At 67.8% G+C, this 14,950-nt stretch carries 15 protein-coding genes; 6 read left to right on the forward strand and 9 right to left on the reverse strand.

Features of this window, described 5'->3' with window-relative positions; translation table 11 throughout:
* The first annotated feature begins 9 nt into the window (after nt 1-9).
* From AL346_RS19960 to AL346_RS19975, 4 genes are all read left to right on the forward strand, one after another.
* A complete protein-coding gene (locus tag AL346_RS19960; protein WP_053193976.1) occupies nt 10-753 on the forward strand; it encodes a glycerophosphodiester phosphodiesterase family protein in 744 nt (247 codons plus the stop codon).
* A 69-nt stretch (nt 754-822) separates the two neighbouring features.
* Nucleotides 823-2,163, forward strand: coding sequence for a GNAT family N-acetyltransferase (locus tag AL346_RS19965; RefSeq protein ID WP_019403531.1), 1,341 nt, complete (start codon nt 823-825; stop codon nt 2,161-2,163).
* A gap of 53 nt (nt 2,164-2,216) precedes the next feature.
* Nucleotides 2,217-2,648 carry an HIT family protein gene (locus tag AL346_RS19970; RefSeq protein WP_019403530.1) on the forward strand — a complete coding sequence of 144 codons (432 nt, stop codon included), beginning with the start codon at nt 2,217-2,219 and terminating at the stop codon, nt 2,646-2,648.
* A 139-nt stretch (nt 2,649-2,787) separates the two neighbouring features.
* Nucleotides 2,788-4,782: a methyl-accepting chemotaxis protein gene (locus AL346_RS19975; protein WP_019403529.1), complete on the forward strand. Its 1,995-nt coding sequence runs from the start codon at nt 2,788-2,790 to the stop codon at nt 4,780-4,782.
* 21 nt (nt 4,783-4,803) lie between these two features.
* Here AL346_RS19975 and AL346_RS25860 read toward each other — a convergent pair whose 3' ends face one another.
* From AL346_RS25860 to AL346_RS19990, 4 genes are all read right to left on the reverse strand, one after another.
* Nucleotides 4,804-4,932, reverse strand: coding sequence for a hypothetical protein (locus AL346_RS25860; protein ID WP_019403528.1), 129 nt, complete (start codon nt 4,930-4,932; stop codon nt 4,804-4,806).
* A 65-nt stretch (nt 4,933-4,997) separates the two neighbouring features.
* Nucleotides 4,998-7,493 carry an ATP-dependent Clp protease ATP-binding subunit ClpA gene (gene clpA / locus AL346_RS19980; RefSeq protein WP_019403527.1) on the reverse strand — a complete coding sequence of 832 codons (2,496 nt, stop codon included), beginning with the start codon at nt 7,491-7,493 and terminating at the stop codon, nt 4,998-5,000.
* Between the two features lie 13 nt (nt 7,494-7,506).
* Entirely contained in the window at nt 7,507-7,851 is a 345-nt protein-coding gene (gene clpS, locus AL346_RS19985; RefSeq protein ID WP_050996698.1) for an ATP-dependent Clp protease adapter ClpS, read from the reverse strand.
* 327 nt (nt 7,852-8,178) lie between these two features.
* A complete protein-coding gene (locus AL346_RS19990; protein ID WP_019401558.1) occupies nt 8,179-8,529 on the reverse strand; it encodes a phasin family protein in 351 nt (116 codons plus the stop codon).
* Between the two features lie 284 nt (nt 8,530-8,813).
* Here AL346_RS19990 and AL346_RS19995 point away from each other — a divergent pair, with 284 nt between their 5' ends.
* Nucleotides 8,814-10,259, forward strand: coding sequence for a D-alanyl-D-alanine carboxypeptidase (locus tag AL346_RS19995; RefSeq protein WP_053194094.1), 1,446 nt, complete (start codon nt 8,814-8,816; stop codon nt 10,257-10,259).
* Nucleotides 10,260-10,336: 77 nt separating this feature from the next.
* Here AL346_RS19995 and AL346_RS20000 read toward each other — a convergent pair whose 3' ends face one another.
* Nucleotides 10,337-11,095, reverse strand: a complete 759-nt coding sequence (locus tag AL346_RS20000) for a DnaJ domain-containing protein (RefSeq protein ID WP_019403513.1) — start codon at nt 11,093-11,095, stop codon at nt 10,337-10,339.
* Nucleotides 11,092-11,838 (reverse strand): vWA domain-containing protein, encoded by a 747-nt coding sequence (locus AL346_RS20005; RefSeq protein WP_019403514.1) that lies wholly within the window; start codon nt 11,836-11,838, stop codon nt 11,092-11,094. The genes AL346_RS20000 and AL346_RS20005 overlap by 4 nt, the downstream gene beginning before the upstream one ends.
* 179 nt (nt 11,839-12,017) lie before the next feature.
* Between AL346_RS20005 and panC the strand changes: the two genes are divergently transcribed.
* Entirely contained in the window at nt 12,018-12,860 is an 843-nt protein-coding gene (panC, locus tag AL346_RS20010) for a pantoate--beta-alanine ligase (RefSeq protein ID WP_019403515.1), read from the forward strand.
* An 81-nt stretch (nt 12,861-12,941) separates the two neighbouring features.
* On the opposite strand, the gene AL346_RS20015 is transcribed toward panC, so the two are convergent.
* The 3 genes from AL346_RS20015 to AL346_RS25210 all read right to left on the reverse strand — a co-directional run bounded on the left by AL346_RS20015 (nt 12,942) and on the right by AL346_RS25210 (nt 14,949).
* Nucleotides 12,942-13,304 (reverse strand): hypothetical protein, encoded by a 363-nt coding sequence (locus AL346_RS20015; protein WP_156332813.1) that lies wholly within the window; start codon nt 13,302-13,304, stop codon nt 12,942-12,944.
* 78 nt (nt 13,305-13,382) lie between these two features.
* Complete coding sequence (locus tag AL346_RS20020) at nt 13,383-13,820, reverse strand: DUF1489 family protein (protein ID WP_019403517.1); 438 nt, start codon at nt 13,818-13,820, stop codon at nt 13,383-13,385.
* 175 nt (nt 13,821-13,995) lie between these two features.
* Nucleotides 13,996-14,949, reverse strand: coding sequence for a hypothetical protein (locus tag AL346_RS25210; RefSeq protein WP_156332814.1), 954 nt, complete (start codon nt 14,947-14,949; stop codon nt 13,996-13,998).
* Between the last annotated feature and the right edge of the window lies 1 nt (nt 14,950).

The raw sequence follows: 14,950 nt of genomic DNA on the forward strand, positions 1-14,950 counted from the left end.
GTCAGACGCATGCCCGCTCCCTCCTGGCTCACGGCGCAGCCCGTGGCGCACCGTGGGCTGCACGTGGCCGCCAACCGCGTGCTCGAGAACACGCCCGGCGCGGCCCTCGCCGCCGTCGCGCGCGGCTTTGCCATCGAATGCGACGTGCAGCTCACGGCCGACGGCGAGGCCGTCGTGTTCCACGATTTCACGCTCGACCGCCTCACCGGCGAGAGCGGACGCATCGATGCCCGCACGGTGGCCGCCCTCGCGGGCATCGCCTTCCACGACAGCGACGACCGCATCCCGACGCTCGGCGCGTTTCTCGACCTCATCGGGGGCCGCGTGCCCGTGGTCGTCGAGATCAAGAGCGGCTTCGACGGCAACCTCGCCCTGACGCGGCGCGTCGCGGAGGTGGTCGCCGGCCGGGACGACCCGATCGCGCTCATGTCCTTCGATCCGGCCATCGTCGAGGCGCTCGCCGAGCTCGCGCCGGGACGCCCGCGGGGCATCACGGCGGAGGCCAACTACGACCACGGCGAATGGGCGCGCCTGCCGGCCGCCATGCAGAAGAGCCTCGGCCACCTGCTGCACATGGAGCGCTCGCGGCCCGACTTCATCGCATGGCACGTGAAGGACCTGCCGCACGCCGCCCCCAACATGGTGCGCTATTTCGGCATGCCCGTGCTGACCTGGACCGTGCGCACGCCCGAGGACCGGGAAACGGCCATGAAATACGCCGACCAGATGATCTTCGAGGGTTTCGTGCCCTGAGGCCCTACCGGCCGGCGGCTGGCGCACATAACTTAGCGGCATGACCCCATCCGCGAGCCGCCGCAGCCGATGACGACGAAAGCCGACGACGACGCGGGCCTCACCGTCCGCGTCGCTCCCTCGATCTCCGCCATCGCCGCTGCGGACTGGGACGCCTGCGCCAACCCGCAGGGTGCCGCACGGGAACCTCAACCGGCAGCTCAAGCAGCACCGGCAACCGATTCCCGCGACTCGTCTTTTCGAGCCCCCGACGAGGACCGGACCTGCGCCGGAAGCGGCATCGCCGTCCTTGAATCGGCTTCTCAGCACGATTCACATAACCCCTTCATTTCGCACGCTTTCCTCTCCGCCCTCGAGGAATCCGGCGCGGTCGGCGGGCGCACGGGCTGGACGCCGCTTCACCTCGCGGTCGAAGGGCCGGACGGCGCCGTGCGGGCCGTGGCGCCCTGCTACGGCAAGTCGCACTCGCTCGGCGAATATGTCTTCGATCACGGCTGGGCCGATGCCTTCGAGCGCGCCGGCGGGCAATATTACCCGAAGCTCCAGCTGTCCGTGCCCTTCACGCCGGCGACCGGCCGGCGCCTCCTCGCGCGGCCCGGCCCCGGCGCTGACACCGCGCGCCACGGCCTCGTCGCCGGCCTCAGGGCTCTGCGGCGCGAGATCGATGCCTCGTCCGCGCACGTGACCTTCCTGCCGCAGGAGGAATGGCGCTTCCTTGGTGAAGAGGGCTTCCTCCTGCGCACCGACCGGCAGTTCCACTGGCCCAACGAGGGCTATCATTCGTTTGACGATTTTCTCGGTGCCCTTTCCGCCCGCAAGCGCAAGGCGATCCGCCGCGAGCGGCGCGATGCGCTCGGCCCCGGCATCACCGTCGAGCCGCTCACGGGCAGCGACATCGCGGAAGCCCACTGGGACGCCTTCTTCGACTTCTACCAGGACACCGGCTCGCGCAAATGGGGCCGGCCCTACCTGCCGCGCGCCTTCTTCTCCCTCGTCGGGGAGCGCATGGCGGACAGGATCCTCCTCGTCATGGCCCGGCGGGGCGGCCGCTACATCGCCGGGGCGCTCAACTTCATCGGCGCCAACACCCTCTACGGCCGCAACTGGGGCGCCATCGAGCATCACCCCTTCCTGCACTTCGAGCTCTGCTATTACCAGGCCATGGACTTCGCCATCCGCCGCGGCCTCGCCCGCGTGGAGGCCGGGGCGCAGGGCGAGCACAAGCTCGCCCGCGGCTACAAGCCCGCCCTCACCTATTCCGCCCACGACATCGGTCATCCCGGCCTGCGCCGGGCCGTGGCCGACTATCTGGCGCGCGAGCGCGTCGCCATCGAAGCGGAGATGGAGGCCCTCGCCGAGGAGCTGCCCTACCGGCACGAAGGCCAGGGGGCACGCGCGCCCGGCGCTTGACGGCGGGAGCCCCGCTCGCCAAACCTTGCCCGTCGGTGACCCATGAGGATGGCATGAGCAGCTACGATCCGAACAACATCTTCGCCAAGATCCTGCGCGGCGAGCTGCCGTGCGAGCGCGTCTACGAGGACGAGCACACGCTTGCCTTCATGGACATCATGCCCCGGGCCGACGGCCACGTGCTCGTCATCCCGAAGGTCGAGGCCCGCAACATCTTCGACATTCCCGCCGAGGATCTCGGCCGCCTCGCCGTCGGCGTGCAGAAGGTGGCGCGGGCGGTGAAGGCCGGCATGGACGCGGAGGGCCTCACCATCCAGCAGTTCAACGAGAGCGCCGGCGGCCAGGTCGTCTTCCACATCCACGTCCACATCCTGCCGCGCTGGAAGGACGTGCCCCTCAGGCCGCACACCGGCGAAATGGCACCGCCCGAGACGTTGAAGGCCCACGCCGAGCGTATCCGCAAGGCCATCGCCAGGCTCGCCTGACGCTTGACACGATGACCGAAGGAAAGGCGGGCGCTGTCCAGCAGCGGCCGCCTTTCCGCTTCGAGACAAGCCCCACGTCAGCTTGCCGTTCGAGGATGGCGGCATCGCCCCGTGTGCCGACCTTTCGACGAGGTGACGCGTGCTGTCCCGGAACTGGCTCCACAGCTTTTCGATCCGCATGCGGATTGCCGCCCTCAGCCTCGTGGCCCTCGTCGGCTTTGCCGCGATCGGGACGATCTATACCGCGAGCAATAAGCAGATCGCGGCGGCGCTCGCCGAAAAGGACGCCTACGCCGACCTTGCCCACGCCGCCGAGCTGTTCCGCGCCGCGACGCTGCGGGTCGAGGGCGACGTGAAGGATTACCTGCGCGTCCGCACCGATGTCGTGGCGCGCAAGTTCGACGACGAGGCCCGCCAGGCGACCGAAGCGCTGACCGCCCTGCGTTCCCGGCCCATGGCCGGCGACCTTTCCGCCAGCATCGACGAGCTCGGCAAGGCGCTCACCGCCATCGAGACCTCCTTCAGCACCGTCGCCGGGCTCGTGAACGATCTCGGCACGAGCCCGGACAGCGGGCTTGGCGGCGACATCCAGGCCGCCGCCAAGGCGATGGAGCAGGCGCTCGCTGAATTCGCGCGCGACAATCCCGACCCCGAGCTCAACCGGCTGATCGTCGCCTTCGACCAGTTGCGCCGAACCGAGCGTGAATACCTGCTGACGGGCGGCGACACCGAGCGCGGCCGGGTCGAGGTCGCCCTCGGCCGGGTCGAGCGCCTCGTCGCCCGTGCCGAGACTCTGACGCCCGAGCTGCGCACGGGCCTCGAGGGCGGTCTCAAGACCTACCGGGCGAAGGTGGACGGCTGGCAGGAGAAGCACGATCTCTTCGTGCGCGTCGGCGATCAGCTCGCCCTCTCCACCGATGTCATCGACCCGGCCGTCGCCGCCATCGTGCAGACGGCGGTGAGCGGATCGGCCGCCGCGACGCAGCGCCTCCAGCGCATCGCAGACGCGACGACCAATGTCGTCCTCGCGACGATCGCCGCCTCGGCGGTGATCGGCTTCGCCCTGTCCTGGCTCATCGGCCGCAGCATCAGCCGCCCGCTCAACGGCCTGGCGATGACCATGCAGCGCCTCGCTGCGGGCGATACCGGCATCGCCATCCCTGCCGTGCCAGGGCGCAACGAGATCGCCCGCATGGCGGCGGCGGTCGCCGTTTTCCGCGACAATGCGCTGGAGCGCGACGCCCTCACCGCGCGCGAGGCGGAGGAGCAGGCACGGCGCGACGAGCGCGCCGCCCAGATCGAGGCGATGATCGCCCGCTTCGAGGCCACGGCGAAGGCCGGCCTCGTCGAGGTGCGCAGTGCCGCGGCCGAGCTGAGGACGGCCTCGGATGCGCTCGACGCCACCGCGCGCGAGGCGGCGGGGCGCATCACCGAGGCCGACGGCGCGGTCGCGGTCGCCTCCGACAACGTGTCGTCGGCCGCCACGGCGACGGGCACGCTCGCCGAATCGATCGACCGCATCACCGAGGAGGCGGCCCGCTCGACCACCGTCGCCGGGCGCGCCCGCGACGAGGTCGCCGAGACCGTGGAGACCGTCCAGAACCTCGCCACGGCCGCCGACCGCATCGGCGAGGTGGTGAAGCTGATCCTCGCCATCGCCAACCAGACGAACCTGCTCGCCCTCAACGCGACGATCGAGGCGGCCCGGGCCGGCGAAGCCGGCAAGGGGTTCGCCGTCGTCGCCTCGGAGGTGAAGACCCTGGCCAGCCAGACCGCGTCCGCGACCGAGGAGATCCGCAGCCAGATCGCCGCCATCCAGGCCGTGTCCGACACGGCGGTGGACGCCATCGGCCATGTCAACGCGATCATCGTGGAGATGGCCACGATGGCGGGGACGGTGTCGGACGCCGTGCGTGAGCAGGAAAGGGTCGTGCGCGCGCTTGCCGACAACGTCGATCGCGCCTCGGGCGAGGCCGCCAACGGCGCAGGTGCCATGAAGGGTGTCGCCGAGGCCGCCGAGGCGACCCGCACGGCCGCGCGCGACGTGGACGCCCTCGCCGACCGCCTGGCGGACCAGACGGAAACGATCGAGCGCGCGATCTCGGCCTTCCTGGAGGATGTGCGCGCCGCCTGACGCGGCTTCAGGCGAAAGGCATCAGCGCAGGAGGTCGCCGCTCGCCACGGCCCTGATCAGGGCCTGTGCGGGATCGCTGACCTGGTCCCAGACGAGCGAGCCGAGGAAGAAGCTGATCAGCACGATGATCGGCAGGAAGAACCAGGACATCACTTCTTCGGTGCGCTGGCGGCGACGCCGGCGCTCCCGTCTACGCTGAAACCAGCTTGCCACCTTCAACCCCTGACGAGCGGGACCTTGGGCACGGTGCTGACCGGCGCCGGCAGGCCGCCCTTGCCGCCCCGCCCGCCGGTCTCACCACCGCCCGACTTGCGGCCTTTCTGCACCTTTCGGGCCGGCTTTGTCGAGCCCCGCTTCACCTTGCGGCGCTTGGCGGCATCGGCCACGTCCTTCTCGGGCTTCGGCGTCACCGGCCCTTCCGGATATTCGAAGCCGAGGCTGCGCGTACCTGTCTCGTCGGTGATGACGACGACGCGCACGGCGCCGCCGTTCTTCAGCCGCCCGAACAGCACCTCGTCGGCCAGCGGGGTCTTGATCGTCGTCTGGATGAGCCGCGCCATGGGCCGGGCCCCCAGCGCCTCGTCATAGCCGTTGTCGACCAGCCACTCGCGCGCCTCGTCGCTCAGCTCGATGGTGACGTTGCGGTCGGCGAGCTGCGCCTCGAGCTGCAGGACGAACTTGTCCACGACCTTCGCCACCACCTCCTTCGGCAGATGGCCGAAGGAGATGATCGCGTCGAGGCGGTTGCGGAACTCCGGCGCGAAGAGGCGGTTGACGGCCTCCTGGTCGTCTCCCTCGCGCTTGGTGCGCGTGAAGCCGTAGGCCGGCCGGGCGAGGTCGGCGGCGCCGGCATTCGTCGTCATGATGAGGATGACGTTGCGGAAATCGACCTGCTTGCCGTTGTGGTCCGTCAGCTTGCCGTGGTCCATGACCTGCAACAGGATGTTGAACAGGTCGGGATGGGCCTTCTCGATCTCATCGAGCAGCAGCACGCAGTGCGGATGCTGGTCGACGCCGTCGGTCAGGAGCCCGCCCTGGTCGAAGCCCACATAGCCGGGCGGTGCGCCGATGAGCCGCGAGACGGTGTGCCGCTCCATGTACTCCGACATGTCGAAGCGCAGCAGCTCGACGCCGAGCGTCGCCGCCAGCTGGCGCGCCACCTCCGTCTTGCCGACGCCGGTCGGGCCGGCGAAGAGATAGCAGCCGATCGGCTTCTCGGCATCGCGCAGCCCAGCGCGGGCGAGCTTGATCGAGGCCGACAGCGCCTCGATGGGGCGCTCCTGCCCGTAGACGACGCGCTTCAGCGTCTCCTCGAGGTTCTGCAGAACCTCGGCATCGTCCTTCGACACCGTCTTGGGCGGGATGCGCGCCATGGTGGCGATGGTCGTCTCGATCTCCTTGACGCCGATCGTCTTCTTGCGCCGGCTCTCGGGCAGCAGCATCTGCGAGGCGCCGGTCTCGTCGATGACGTCGATCGCCTTGTCCGGCAGCTTGCGGTCGTGGATGTAGCGGCTCGACAGCTCCACCGCCGCCTTGATGGCGTCGTTGGTGTAGCGCAGCTTGTGGAACTCCTCGAAATAGGGCTTCAGCCCCTTGAGGATGGCGATGGTGTCCGGGACGCTCGGCTCGTTGACGTCGATCTTCTGGAAGCGGCGCACCAGGGCCCGGTCCTTCTCGAAGTACTGGCGGTACTCCTTGTAGGTGGTCGAGCCGATGCAGCGCAGCGTGCCGGAGGCGAGCGCGGGCTTCAGCAGGTTCGACGCATCCATCGCGCCGCCGGAGGTCGCCCCGGCGCCGATCACCGTGTGGATCTCGTCGATGAAGAGGATCGCGTCGGGATGCTGCTCGATCTCCTTCATCACCTGCTTGAGGCGCTCCTCGAAGTCGCCGCGGTAGCGCGTGCCGGCGAGCAGCGTGCCCATGTCGAGGGCGAAGACCGTCGCGTCGGCCAGCACCTCCGGCACCTCGCCCAACACGATCTTGCGGGCGAGCCCCTCGGCGATGGCCGTCTTGCCGACGCCGGGATCGCCGACGAGCAGCGGGTTGTTCTTGTGCCGGCGGCACAGCACCTGGATGGTGCGCTGGATCTCGCCCTCACGGCCGATGAGCGGGTCGATGCGCCCCTCGCGGGCCTTCTTGTTGAGGTTGACGCAATAGGCCTCGAGGGCATCGCCCTTCTTCTTGCGCTGGCCCTCGGCCTCGTCGGTGCTCGACGAGCGCCCCTCGCTCTCCTCGTCGGAGCCGCGCGGCGCGCGGGTTTCCGACAGCCCGGCGCGCTTGGCGATGCCGTGGCTGATGTAGTTGACGGCGTCGTAGCGCGTCATGTCCTGCTCTTGCAGGAAATAGGCCGCGTGGCTCTCGCGCTCGGCGAAGATGGCGACGAGCACGTTCGCGCCCGTCACCTCCTCCCGGCCCGAGGACTGCACGTGGATGACGGCGCGCTGGATGACGCGCTGGAACCCGGCCGTCGGCTTCGATTCCTCGCGCCCGTCGGCGACGAGGTTGGTCAGCTCGGTATCGACATATTCGACGAGATTGCGGCGCAGCATCTCGAGATCGACATTGCACGCGCGCATCACCGCCGCCGCATCCTGGTCATCGACCAGGGCGAGCAGCAGGTGCTCGAGCGTCGCGTACTCGTGGTGGCGCTCGTTGGCGAAGGCCAGGGCCCTGTGAAGCGCCTGTTCGAGACTGCGGGAGAAGGTGGGCAAAAGGGTCTCTCCCCTATTTCTTTTCCATCACGCATTGCAGCGGGTGCTGGTGCTGCCGTGCGAAATCCATCACCTGGGTGACTTTGGTCTCGGCAACCTCATAGGTGAAGATGCCGCATTCCCCGACGCCGTTCTGATGCACGTGCAGCATGATCCGGGTGGCGTCCTCCCGGGCCTTGTTGAAGAAGCGCTCCAGCACGTGCACCACGAACTCCATCGGCGTGTAATCGTCGTTGAGCAGCAGCACGCGATACATGTTGGGCCGCTTGGTCCGCGGCTTGGTTTTCGTAAGAAGCGCCGAACCCGGACCTTCGTTCCCTTGCGAGGGACGCAATCCGCCACGCCGGCGCTCCGTCATGCCCGTCGTCGGCCCCACGGCCCGCTCGTCCAGCTTCCCAGTCCCTGTCGGCATCGTATCCGCAAATGATCTCGCGCTTGGCCCGCTCTCGCGCGCGCCCGGACGGCGCGCCCCGACTAATCTAATGCCCGGCGGGATGCTTCGCCAGTGCGTCCGGCGCCGCGCGCGGATCAAAAAACAACGACGGCGGCAGCAACGCCTCCGCCGCCGCCCCAGCGAGGGGAGACAGGCGCGAAAAAGGGCAAACGGCACGAAAAAAGGCCCGGCACGGGGCCGGGCCTTGAGGCGGGAGGATAAATCGATCGGCGGCGCGAGCCGCCGCCGGTATCACTTGCCGGTGGTCGCGACCGTCTGCGCGCGGGCGTAGAGACCCTCGTAGGGCTTCACCGCTTCCTTGGCGAGGTCGGCATAGAGCTCACCGATCTTGCTCGTCTGGGCGACGAGACCCTCGTAGGCGCTCTTGAGATAGGCGGACTGGATCTCGAAGGCCTTGTCGAGCGTCTTGGCGCCGGCGAGCTTCTCGACCGTGGCGCTGCCCTGCTCGAAGCTCTTCTTCGAATAGTCGGCAACCTCGACGGCGATCGCCTGGGCACCCTTGGAGACGGCGCCGAACGTCTTCATGGCGACGTCCATCTGTTCCTTGCCGAGTTTCTGCAGATCGTCGAACTGAGCGAACATGTCCTCTTCGGCGCCGCGAGACGCCGCCCCTGAGCTGGCCGGAGACACGTCCGGCATGACCAAAAAACCGCCTGACTAAAGCCGGTGCGCTATATATATGTGCAACGCACAATGGCTGTCAACGCCATTTGTTGCATTGCAACATGACCCGCAGGCGCCCGGTTTAACGCATCCGTAACCGCGTCGACTTAGCGTCGTTGACAGTGGCGCGCCGGTGACTGGCTCGAAAGATCCGGCGCAGAAGGACAATTCAGGCGTCTGATGTCGGGGACGGACAAATGAACATGGGTTGCGTATCGACCCGGTGGCGGCGTTGGGGCGCCGTGCTGGGAACAGTCGGGCTTGCCGCGTCGCTCAGCCTCGTGCCAACGGCTCCGGCCATGGCCAAGAAGAAGGCTTCGGGTGGATACAACCCGCCGTATGCGGCCATCGTCGTCGACGTGAAGAGCGGCAAGACGCTGCACGCCGTCAATGCCGACGCCCCGCGCATCCCCGCATCCATCACCAAGGTGATGACGCTCTATCTGCTGTTCGAGCAGCTCGAGGCCGGGCGGGTGCGCCTCGACACGCCCCTCAGGGTCTCCGCGAACGCCGCCGCGCAGGCGCCCTCGAAGCTTGGCCTGAAAGCCGGCTCCAGCATCTCGGTGGAGAACGCCATCCTGGCCATGGTGACGAAGTCGGCCAACGACGTCGCCATGGTGGTGGCCGAGAACATCGGCGGCTCCGAGCGCGCCTTCGCCCAGCTCATGACGCGCAAGGCGCGCGCGCTCGGCATGAGCCGCACCACCTTCTACAACCCGCACGGCCTGCCGTCCTCGCCCGCCAACGTCTCCACGGCGCGCGACCTCGCCATCCTCGGCCAGGCCATCCAGGACCGCTTCCCCCGTTACTACGGCTATTTCGAGAAGCGCAGCTTCACCTACGCCGGCCGCACCCACGGCAACCACAACAAGCTGCTCGGGCGCGTCGAAGGCGTGGACGGCATCAAGACGGGCTTCACCCGCGCCTCCGGCTTCAACCTCCTGACCTCGGCCAGGACGAGCACCCGCCACGTGGTCGCCGTCGTCCTCGGCGGCCGCTCCGGCGCGTCGCGCGACCAGATCATGGCCAACCTCGTCTCCGACAACCTGCCCCGGGCCTATGCCGGTGCGCGGCAGACGCCGGCCGTCGCCGACCGTGCGCCGACGCCGGTCGCCGTCGCCCGCGCCGAGGAGGTGGAGACCACCGCCGCCATTCCGCTTCCCGCGCCGCGCCCCGAGCCGGCCGGCGCCCCGCTCGACCTGTCCAGCATCCGGCCGGTCGTCGCCTCGGCCTCCGGCTCGACCGCGACGCCCTCGTCCATGCAGTGGTCGGCAGGTTCGCAGCCGGCGCCCCGCGCCGGGACCCAGGTGGCCTCCGCCGAGCCGGTTGCCGTCTCCGCCATTGCCGATCTCGAGAAGAAGCAGGCGTCCGAGGAGCCCGTGAAGCAGGCCGCCCCCTCCCGCTCGGCCGGCTGGGTGATCCAGCTCGCCGCGACCGGCGACGAGGCGCGCGCCCGCGACATTCTGAGCGACGCCCGCCAGAAGTCCCGCGATCTCCTGTCGAACGCCTCGCCCTTCACCGAGAAATTCGTCAAGGACGGCACCACCTTCTACCGCGCACGCTTCTCCGGCTTCGATCCGGACAGCGCCCAGGCCGCCTGCAAGACCCTCAAGCGGCGCGGCTTCTCCTGCTTCGCCACCCGCGGCTGAGCCGCGCGACGACGAGCGGGCCGCCCTGACGGCTCGCCCGAGCCTTCCAGTGTCAAACGCCGCATTCGGTCGGAGTATCAGCGATGTCGGCTCAACAGGATGTCCTTGGCCTGATTCACACGGGCGGCCAGATAGGTCGAGCCCCCCTGGTCGGGATGGAGTTTCTTCATGAGCGTGCGGTGCGCGCGACGAATGTCGGCCTCTCCGGCCCCCGGCGGAAGGCCGAGCACCTCACGAGCCTCCTCTTCCGTCATCGCGCCCGCAGCCGCCTCGCCGCGGCCCCGCGCGTGAGCATCGCCGTCAGCGTCTTCACGCCAGGCGGGAAACCGGCGGTCGAGATAAGCCTCTAGGAGGCGCGCACCGTCCATGTCGCGGGCGAGGCATTCGCGGTGGAGCTCGAGAAGCTCCTCCCGCCCCAGCCCCGACAGGGCCCGGCCCTCCCGCGGGCCGGCGAGAACCGTCCCCTCCATCTCGCCGCTCGCATGGTCGAGCTCCATCTCGATCATCACCGAGCGCACCCGCGATACGCGGGGCGCCCCGCCGCCCGACGAGCCGGGCCCGGATCCCGGCCAAGAGCCCGGCCAAGAACCCGGCCAGGAGCGCGGGCTCGCATAGCCGGCCCCCGGCCGGCCGAGCAGCCACCAGCCGAGGCCGGCAAGCCCCAGCGCCATGTCGAAACGCCCCCGCACCAGCAGCACGGCCGCGACGGCGAGCGCTCCCCAGCCGCCGGCCTGGCGCAGGACCTTCGCCAGCACCTTGGCATCGGCATTGGCATAGCTGCGCCCGAGCCACCACAGGAGCACGAGCGCGAGAAGTCCAAGAGCAAGTGCGATCACCGCTTGCCACCCATTGCGGTCAGCAATCCCCTCACCTCGCCGCCGTCGCGGTCGGCGAGCCGCTGCAGCGCCGGCAGGCCGCCGGTGGCATAGGCCGCCGCGCCGCGCAGAAGCGCCGCGAGCGTCGCGCCCGCACCGCTGTCGAAACGTGCATAGGCGCCGCCGGTCAGGCGGGAAAGCTCCTTGAAGACCTGTGTCACGGCCGCGTCTTGCCCCTCCTGGAACGCGAAGATGCGCACGCCGAGCAGGCTAAGTTCACCGGCGAGCGCGCACAGGCCGTCCGCATCCTCCTCGACGGCGTCGCCGACGAGGACGAGCACCTTCGCCCCACTGCGCGACACCTCGCTGCGGGCATGGGTGAGGACGCGCCCGATCTGCGTCAGTCCGCCGCGGCAGTCGATGCGCGTCATGAGCGCGGTCAGCGCCCCGGCATCGGAGACCCAGCGCGAGGCCCGGCATTCGCCGAAACCGCGGAAATAGACGAGCTGCACGGCAAGGCCGCCGCCGGCGAGCGCCGTGTCGAACATCTCGGCCTGCAGCCGGCAAGCGAGATCCCAGGTCGGCTGCCGGCTCATGGTGGCGTCGAGCGCGAAGATGAGGCGCCCCGCCGGCGCGGCGGGTGTGGCGACCGCCCTGGCGTCTTTCAGGAAGGCATCGACGTCGCGCGACGGGCCGGCCTCCGGCGCGGATGATCCGCGCTGCGCCAGGTCCCTGTCGCGGCCGTCACGCTTGTCCTCACCCATGGCCGGGCCGCCTCCCTTTCGTTCTTATCTTCATGTGGCACGAACCGGCGCCCTTGCAAGCGCGACATCCCCCGGGGCCTCTTTGCACTGCAACATGATTGTTGGCGGGGCAGCCTCGCTTTGCTACAGGCAGAAGCTATGCACGGCGGCAAAGACCGGGCAAGGGAGGGACGACGGGCATGGACAGGGTCGCGACGGTCGATACGGTCAAGGGCTTGCGCGAGGCGGTCGCCTCCTGGCGTGGAGCGGGCGAGCGCGTCGCCCTGGTGCCCACCATGGGCGCCCTGCACGTCGGCCATCTTTCGCTGGTCGAGCGCGCCCGGGCGCTGGCCGACCGGGTCGTCGTCTCGATCTTCGTCAATCCGACCCAGTTCGCCCCCAACGAGGATTTTTCGAAGTATCCCCGCACGCTGGACGATGACCGCGCGAAGCTCGCGGGCCTCGCCGAGCTCGCCTATACGCCGCTCGTCGAGGAGATGTATCCGCCGGGCTTCGCCACCACGGTGAGCCTTGACGGCCCCGCGGCTGCGGGGCTGGAGGATGCGTTCCGCCCCACCCATTTTGCCGGCGTCGCCACCGTCGTCGCCAAGCTGCTGCTGCAGGCCCTGCCGGACGTCGCCATCTTCGGCGAGAAGGACTACCAGCAGCTCAAGGTCATCGCCCGCATGGCACGCGATCTCGACCTTTCGGCCGAGATCGTCGGCGCACCGACCGTGCGCGAGGCCGATGGGCTCGCCCTGTCCTCGCGCAACCGTTACCTGTCCGACGAGGAGCGGGCGCTCGCGCCCACGCTGCACCGCACTTTGCAGGACGGCGCAGCGCGCCTGCGCGCCGGCGAGGATGCCGGGGCCGTCGTGACGGCCGGCGAGGATGCTCTTGCGGCAGCCGGTTTCGCCGTCGATTACCTCGCCCTGCGCGACGCCGAGACGCTCGCGCCGGTCAGCGACCTTGCGGCGCCGGCGCGCCTCCTCGTCGCGGCGCGGCTGGGAGCGACGCGGCTCATCGACAACATCGCCGTCTGACGAGAACGGGCACGGCGAAAGCCGTGCCCCGTCAGCCATTTGCAGCACGATCCGGAATCAGTTTCGCAGGCGGCGGCGCCGTCAGTGCAGCCGGCGGCGCTCCTCTTCGTCCTCGTAAGCCGCCCAGGCCACGAGGAGATCGGCGCCGAAGCCTTCGTCCGCGAGGCTGCCGCTGATGGTCAAGAAGAGGGATTCGGCCTTGTGCCAGTCGCGGGCGAGCGGCATGGCCCCGTCGGGCCCGCTTTCGAGCCGCGCCTCGGCATAGCGCTCCAGCAGCGCCTCGCGCTCGGCGAAGGCGAAGGCGGCGACGGCGGTGCGGAACACGCGTCCCGCCTCGATCTCGACCTGCCCCGTATCGCGCTGGCGCGGACGCACGAGATAGCCTTCCGCCCGCTCGTCGATTTCAAAGGACCGCGCGGCCCCTTCTGCAACACCGATCAGCATGAGCGCCTCCATCGGCTATCCTCATGCATCGACGATGCCAGCAAGGCTGTGCCAAAGCGGTGCGGGTGCGCACGCAACCTACAGGAGGCCGAGGGAGGCGAGTTCCCGCCGCAGCTCCTCGGGCATCTCGGCCGCGCTCGCGCTGCCGTCGCCGAGGTCGGGCGGCGCATCCTTGGCCGTGAGATAGCGCCAGCCCTGGAACGGGCGATACGGCCGCGGCGAAACCGGCACGACGACCGGCTCCATGACGAGATGGCAGCGCGAGATGCCCTCGCCATCGGTGAAGGGGCGGATGGCGACGAGCCGCTGGCGGCAGGCGAGCTGTCCCTTGATGACCCAGTAGAGCGATCCGCCGTCGAGAAGCTCCTCGACGCGCTTGGGCACCATGCGCGTCGTGTGCAGCTGCTCCTGCGGCAGCTTCTGCCGCCGGCGCTCGCGCATGCGCTCCTCGATCCACTCCTCGAGGTCGCGGATGGATTCTGCCCCGACGCAGAGCTTGATGAGATGGAGGGCCATGGCCCAACTATCTAGCGCCGGCGCCGCGCGAGGCAACCGGGACGGAGCACGGGGCGGGGGATAACGGGTGGAGCAAGAGAAACGACTGAGTCGCAACTACAAAGGCTGAGGCTGCGAACCTCGATAAGAGAGCCACACCTCAACCAACGATAGGCACCTTGTTGATTGCCGGATTCTAATCGCTCCCCCGAAACAAGCGGAAGAACGTCTGAGAATTCGGCTCGATCAACCCAAATCCGCTCGCGTCGATATAGAATTTAAAGGTCAAATTTATTGGAATGGGAATATTATTATCAACAAATATGCTCGAAACAAAATTCGAATCTGATTGGGCCGCTAAAGCAAATCTCTCCAACTCCATCATGACGTGATCTGCGCTCCGGACGGCATCGATCGATACCCCTGAAGCAGAAATCCCGGGACCCGGAAAATAGCAACTCCCATCGAGCTCCACCATAAAATTTGCGCCCATTTGCAGCAATCTTAGGCGATCGGAATCGTTAAGCGTCCGAGACAAACCAACGGCCCCCTCGACCTTATAAACTAAATTTGCCATCGGCCAGTTATTTACAATTACCTTGATCGAATGCGCGCTGGCCCAAGATCCTCTATGGGGCATTATATCGATTACGAAGGCATGATCGCGCTTAAACAATACAAATAGAACATCATCACTTCTTACAACAAAGCCATCATCCTCGACTTGATCGCTCATGTGAAGATGGTAAATACCGAAAAAATTCAACATGAGATCAATATCTTGCCGCCGCTTTAGAGGAACACTCCCTGGGACAACGACAGCCTGGTCAATTCTTCGACTCTGATATTTCCTAAGATCGGCGCCGCTCTTAATGGCCGACAACAAATATTCGAGCGGTTGCTTATAGCGCTCTCTCAGCGAATTCCCGATGAACTCACCAGAGAGGTAGACATCTCTTGGACGAGCCGAAATAGTGCGCCACGACCAATTGAACCACCGAATAAGAAGTTCCGTCGCATCAAGACCGTGAAGGTAGCATACGATGGAATTATCCGCCCTGTCGTATGGCAGCGCGTGTAACAGAAAAGCACGGGCGCTTTCCGTTATCTGATCTAGAAGATTGTCTGGAATATTCAATTTGATAGCCAAC

The sequence above is a fragment of the Chelatococcus sp. CO-6 genome (genome assembly GCF_001271345.1).
GTDB lineage: Bacteria > Pseudomonadota > Alphaproteobacteria > Rhizobiales > Beijerinckiaceae > Chelatococcus_A > Chelatococcus_A caeni.

Bases quoted from the DNA above. Each gene is read 5' to 3' on its own strand.
- AL346_RS19960 (WP_053193976.1), top strand. From the start codon at position 10: ATGCCCGCTCCCTCCTGGCTCACGGCGCAGCCCGTGGCGCACCGTGGG.
- AL346_RS19965 (WP_019403531.1), top strand. From the start codon at position 823: ATGACGACGAAAGCCGACGACGACGCGGGCCTCACCGTCCGCGTCGCT.
- AL346_RS19970 (WP_019403530.1), top strand. From the start codon at position 2,217: ATGAGCAGCTACGATCCGAACAACATCTTCGCCAAGATCCTGCGCGGC.
- AL346_RS25860 (WP_019403528.1), bottom strand. From the start codon at position 4,932: ATGTCCTGGTTCTTCCTGCCGATCATCGTGCTGATCAGCTTCTTCCTC.
- clpS (WP_050996698.1), bottom strand. From the start codon at position 7,851: ATGACGGAGCGCCGGCGTGGCGGATTGCGTCCCTCGCAAGGGAACGAA.
- AL346_RS19990 (WP_019401558.1), bottom strand. From the start codon at position 8,529: ATGTTCGCTCAGTTCGACGATCTGCAGAAACTCGGCAAGGAACAGATG.
- AL346_RS19995 (WP_053194094.1), top strand. From the start codon at position 8,814: ATGGGTTGCGTATCGACCCGGTGGCGGCGTTGGGGCGCCGTGCTGGGA.
- AL346_RS20005 (WP_019403514.1), bottom strand. From the start codon at position 11,838: ATGGGTGAGGACAAGCGTGACGGCCGCGACAGGGACCTGGCGCAGCGC.
- panC (WP_019403515.1), top strand. From the start codon at position 12,018: ATGGACAGGGTCGCGACGGTCGATACGGTCAAGGGCTTGCGCGAGGCG.
- AL346_RS20015 (WP_156332813.1), bottom strand. From the start codon at position 13,304: ATGCTGATCGGTGTTGCAGAAGGGGCCGCGCGGTCCTTTGAAATCGAC.
- AL346_RS20020 (WP_019403517.1), bottom strand. From the start codon at position 13,820: ATGGCCCTCCATCTCATCAAGCTCTGCGTCGGGGCAGAATCCATCCGC.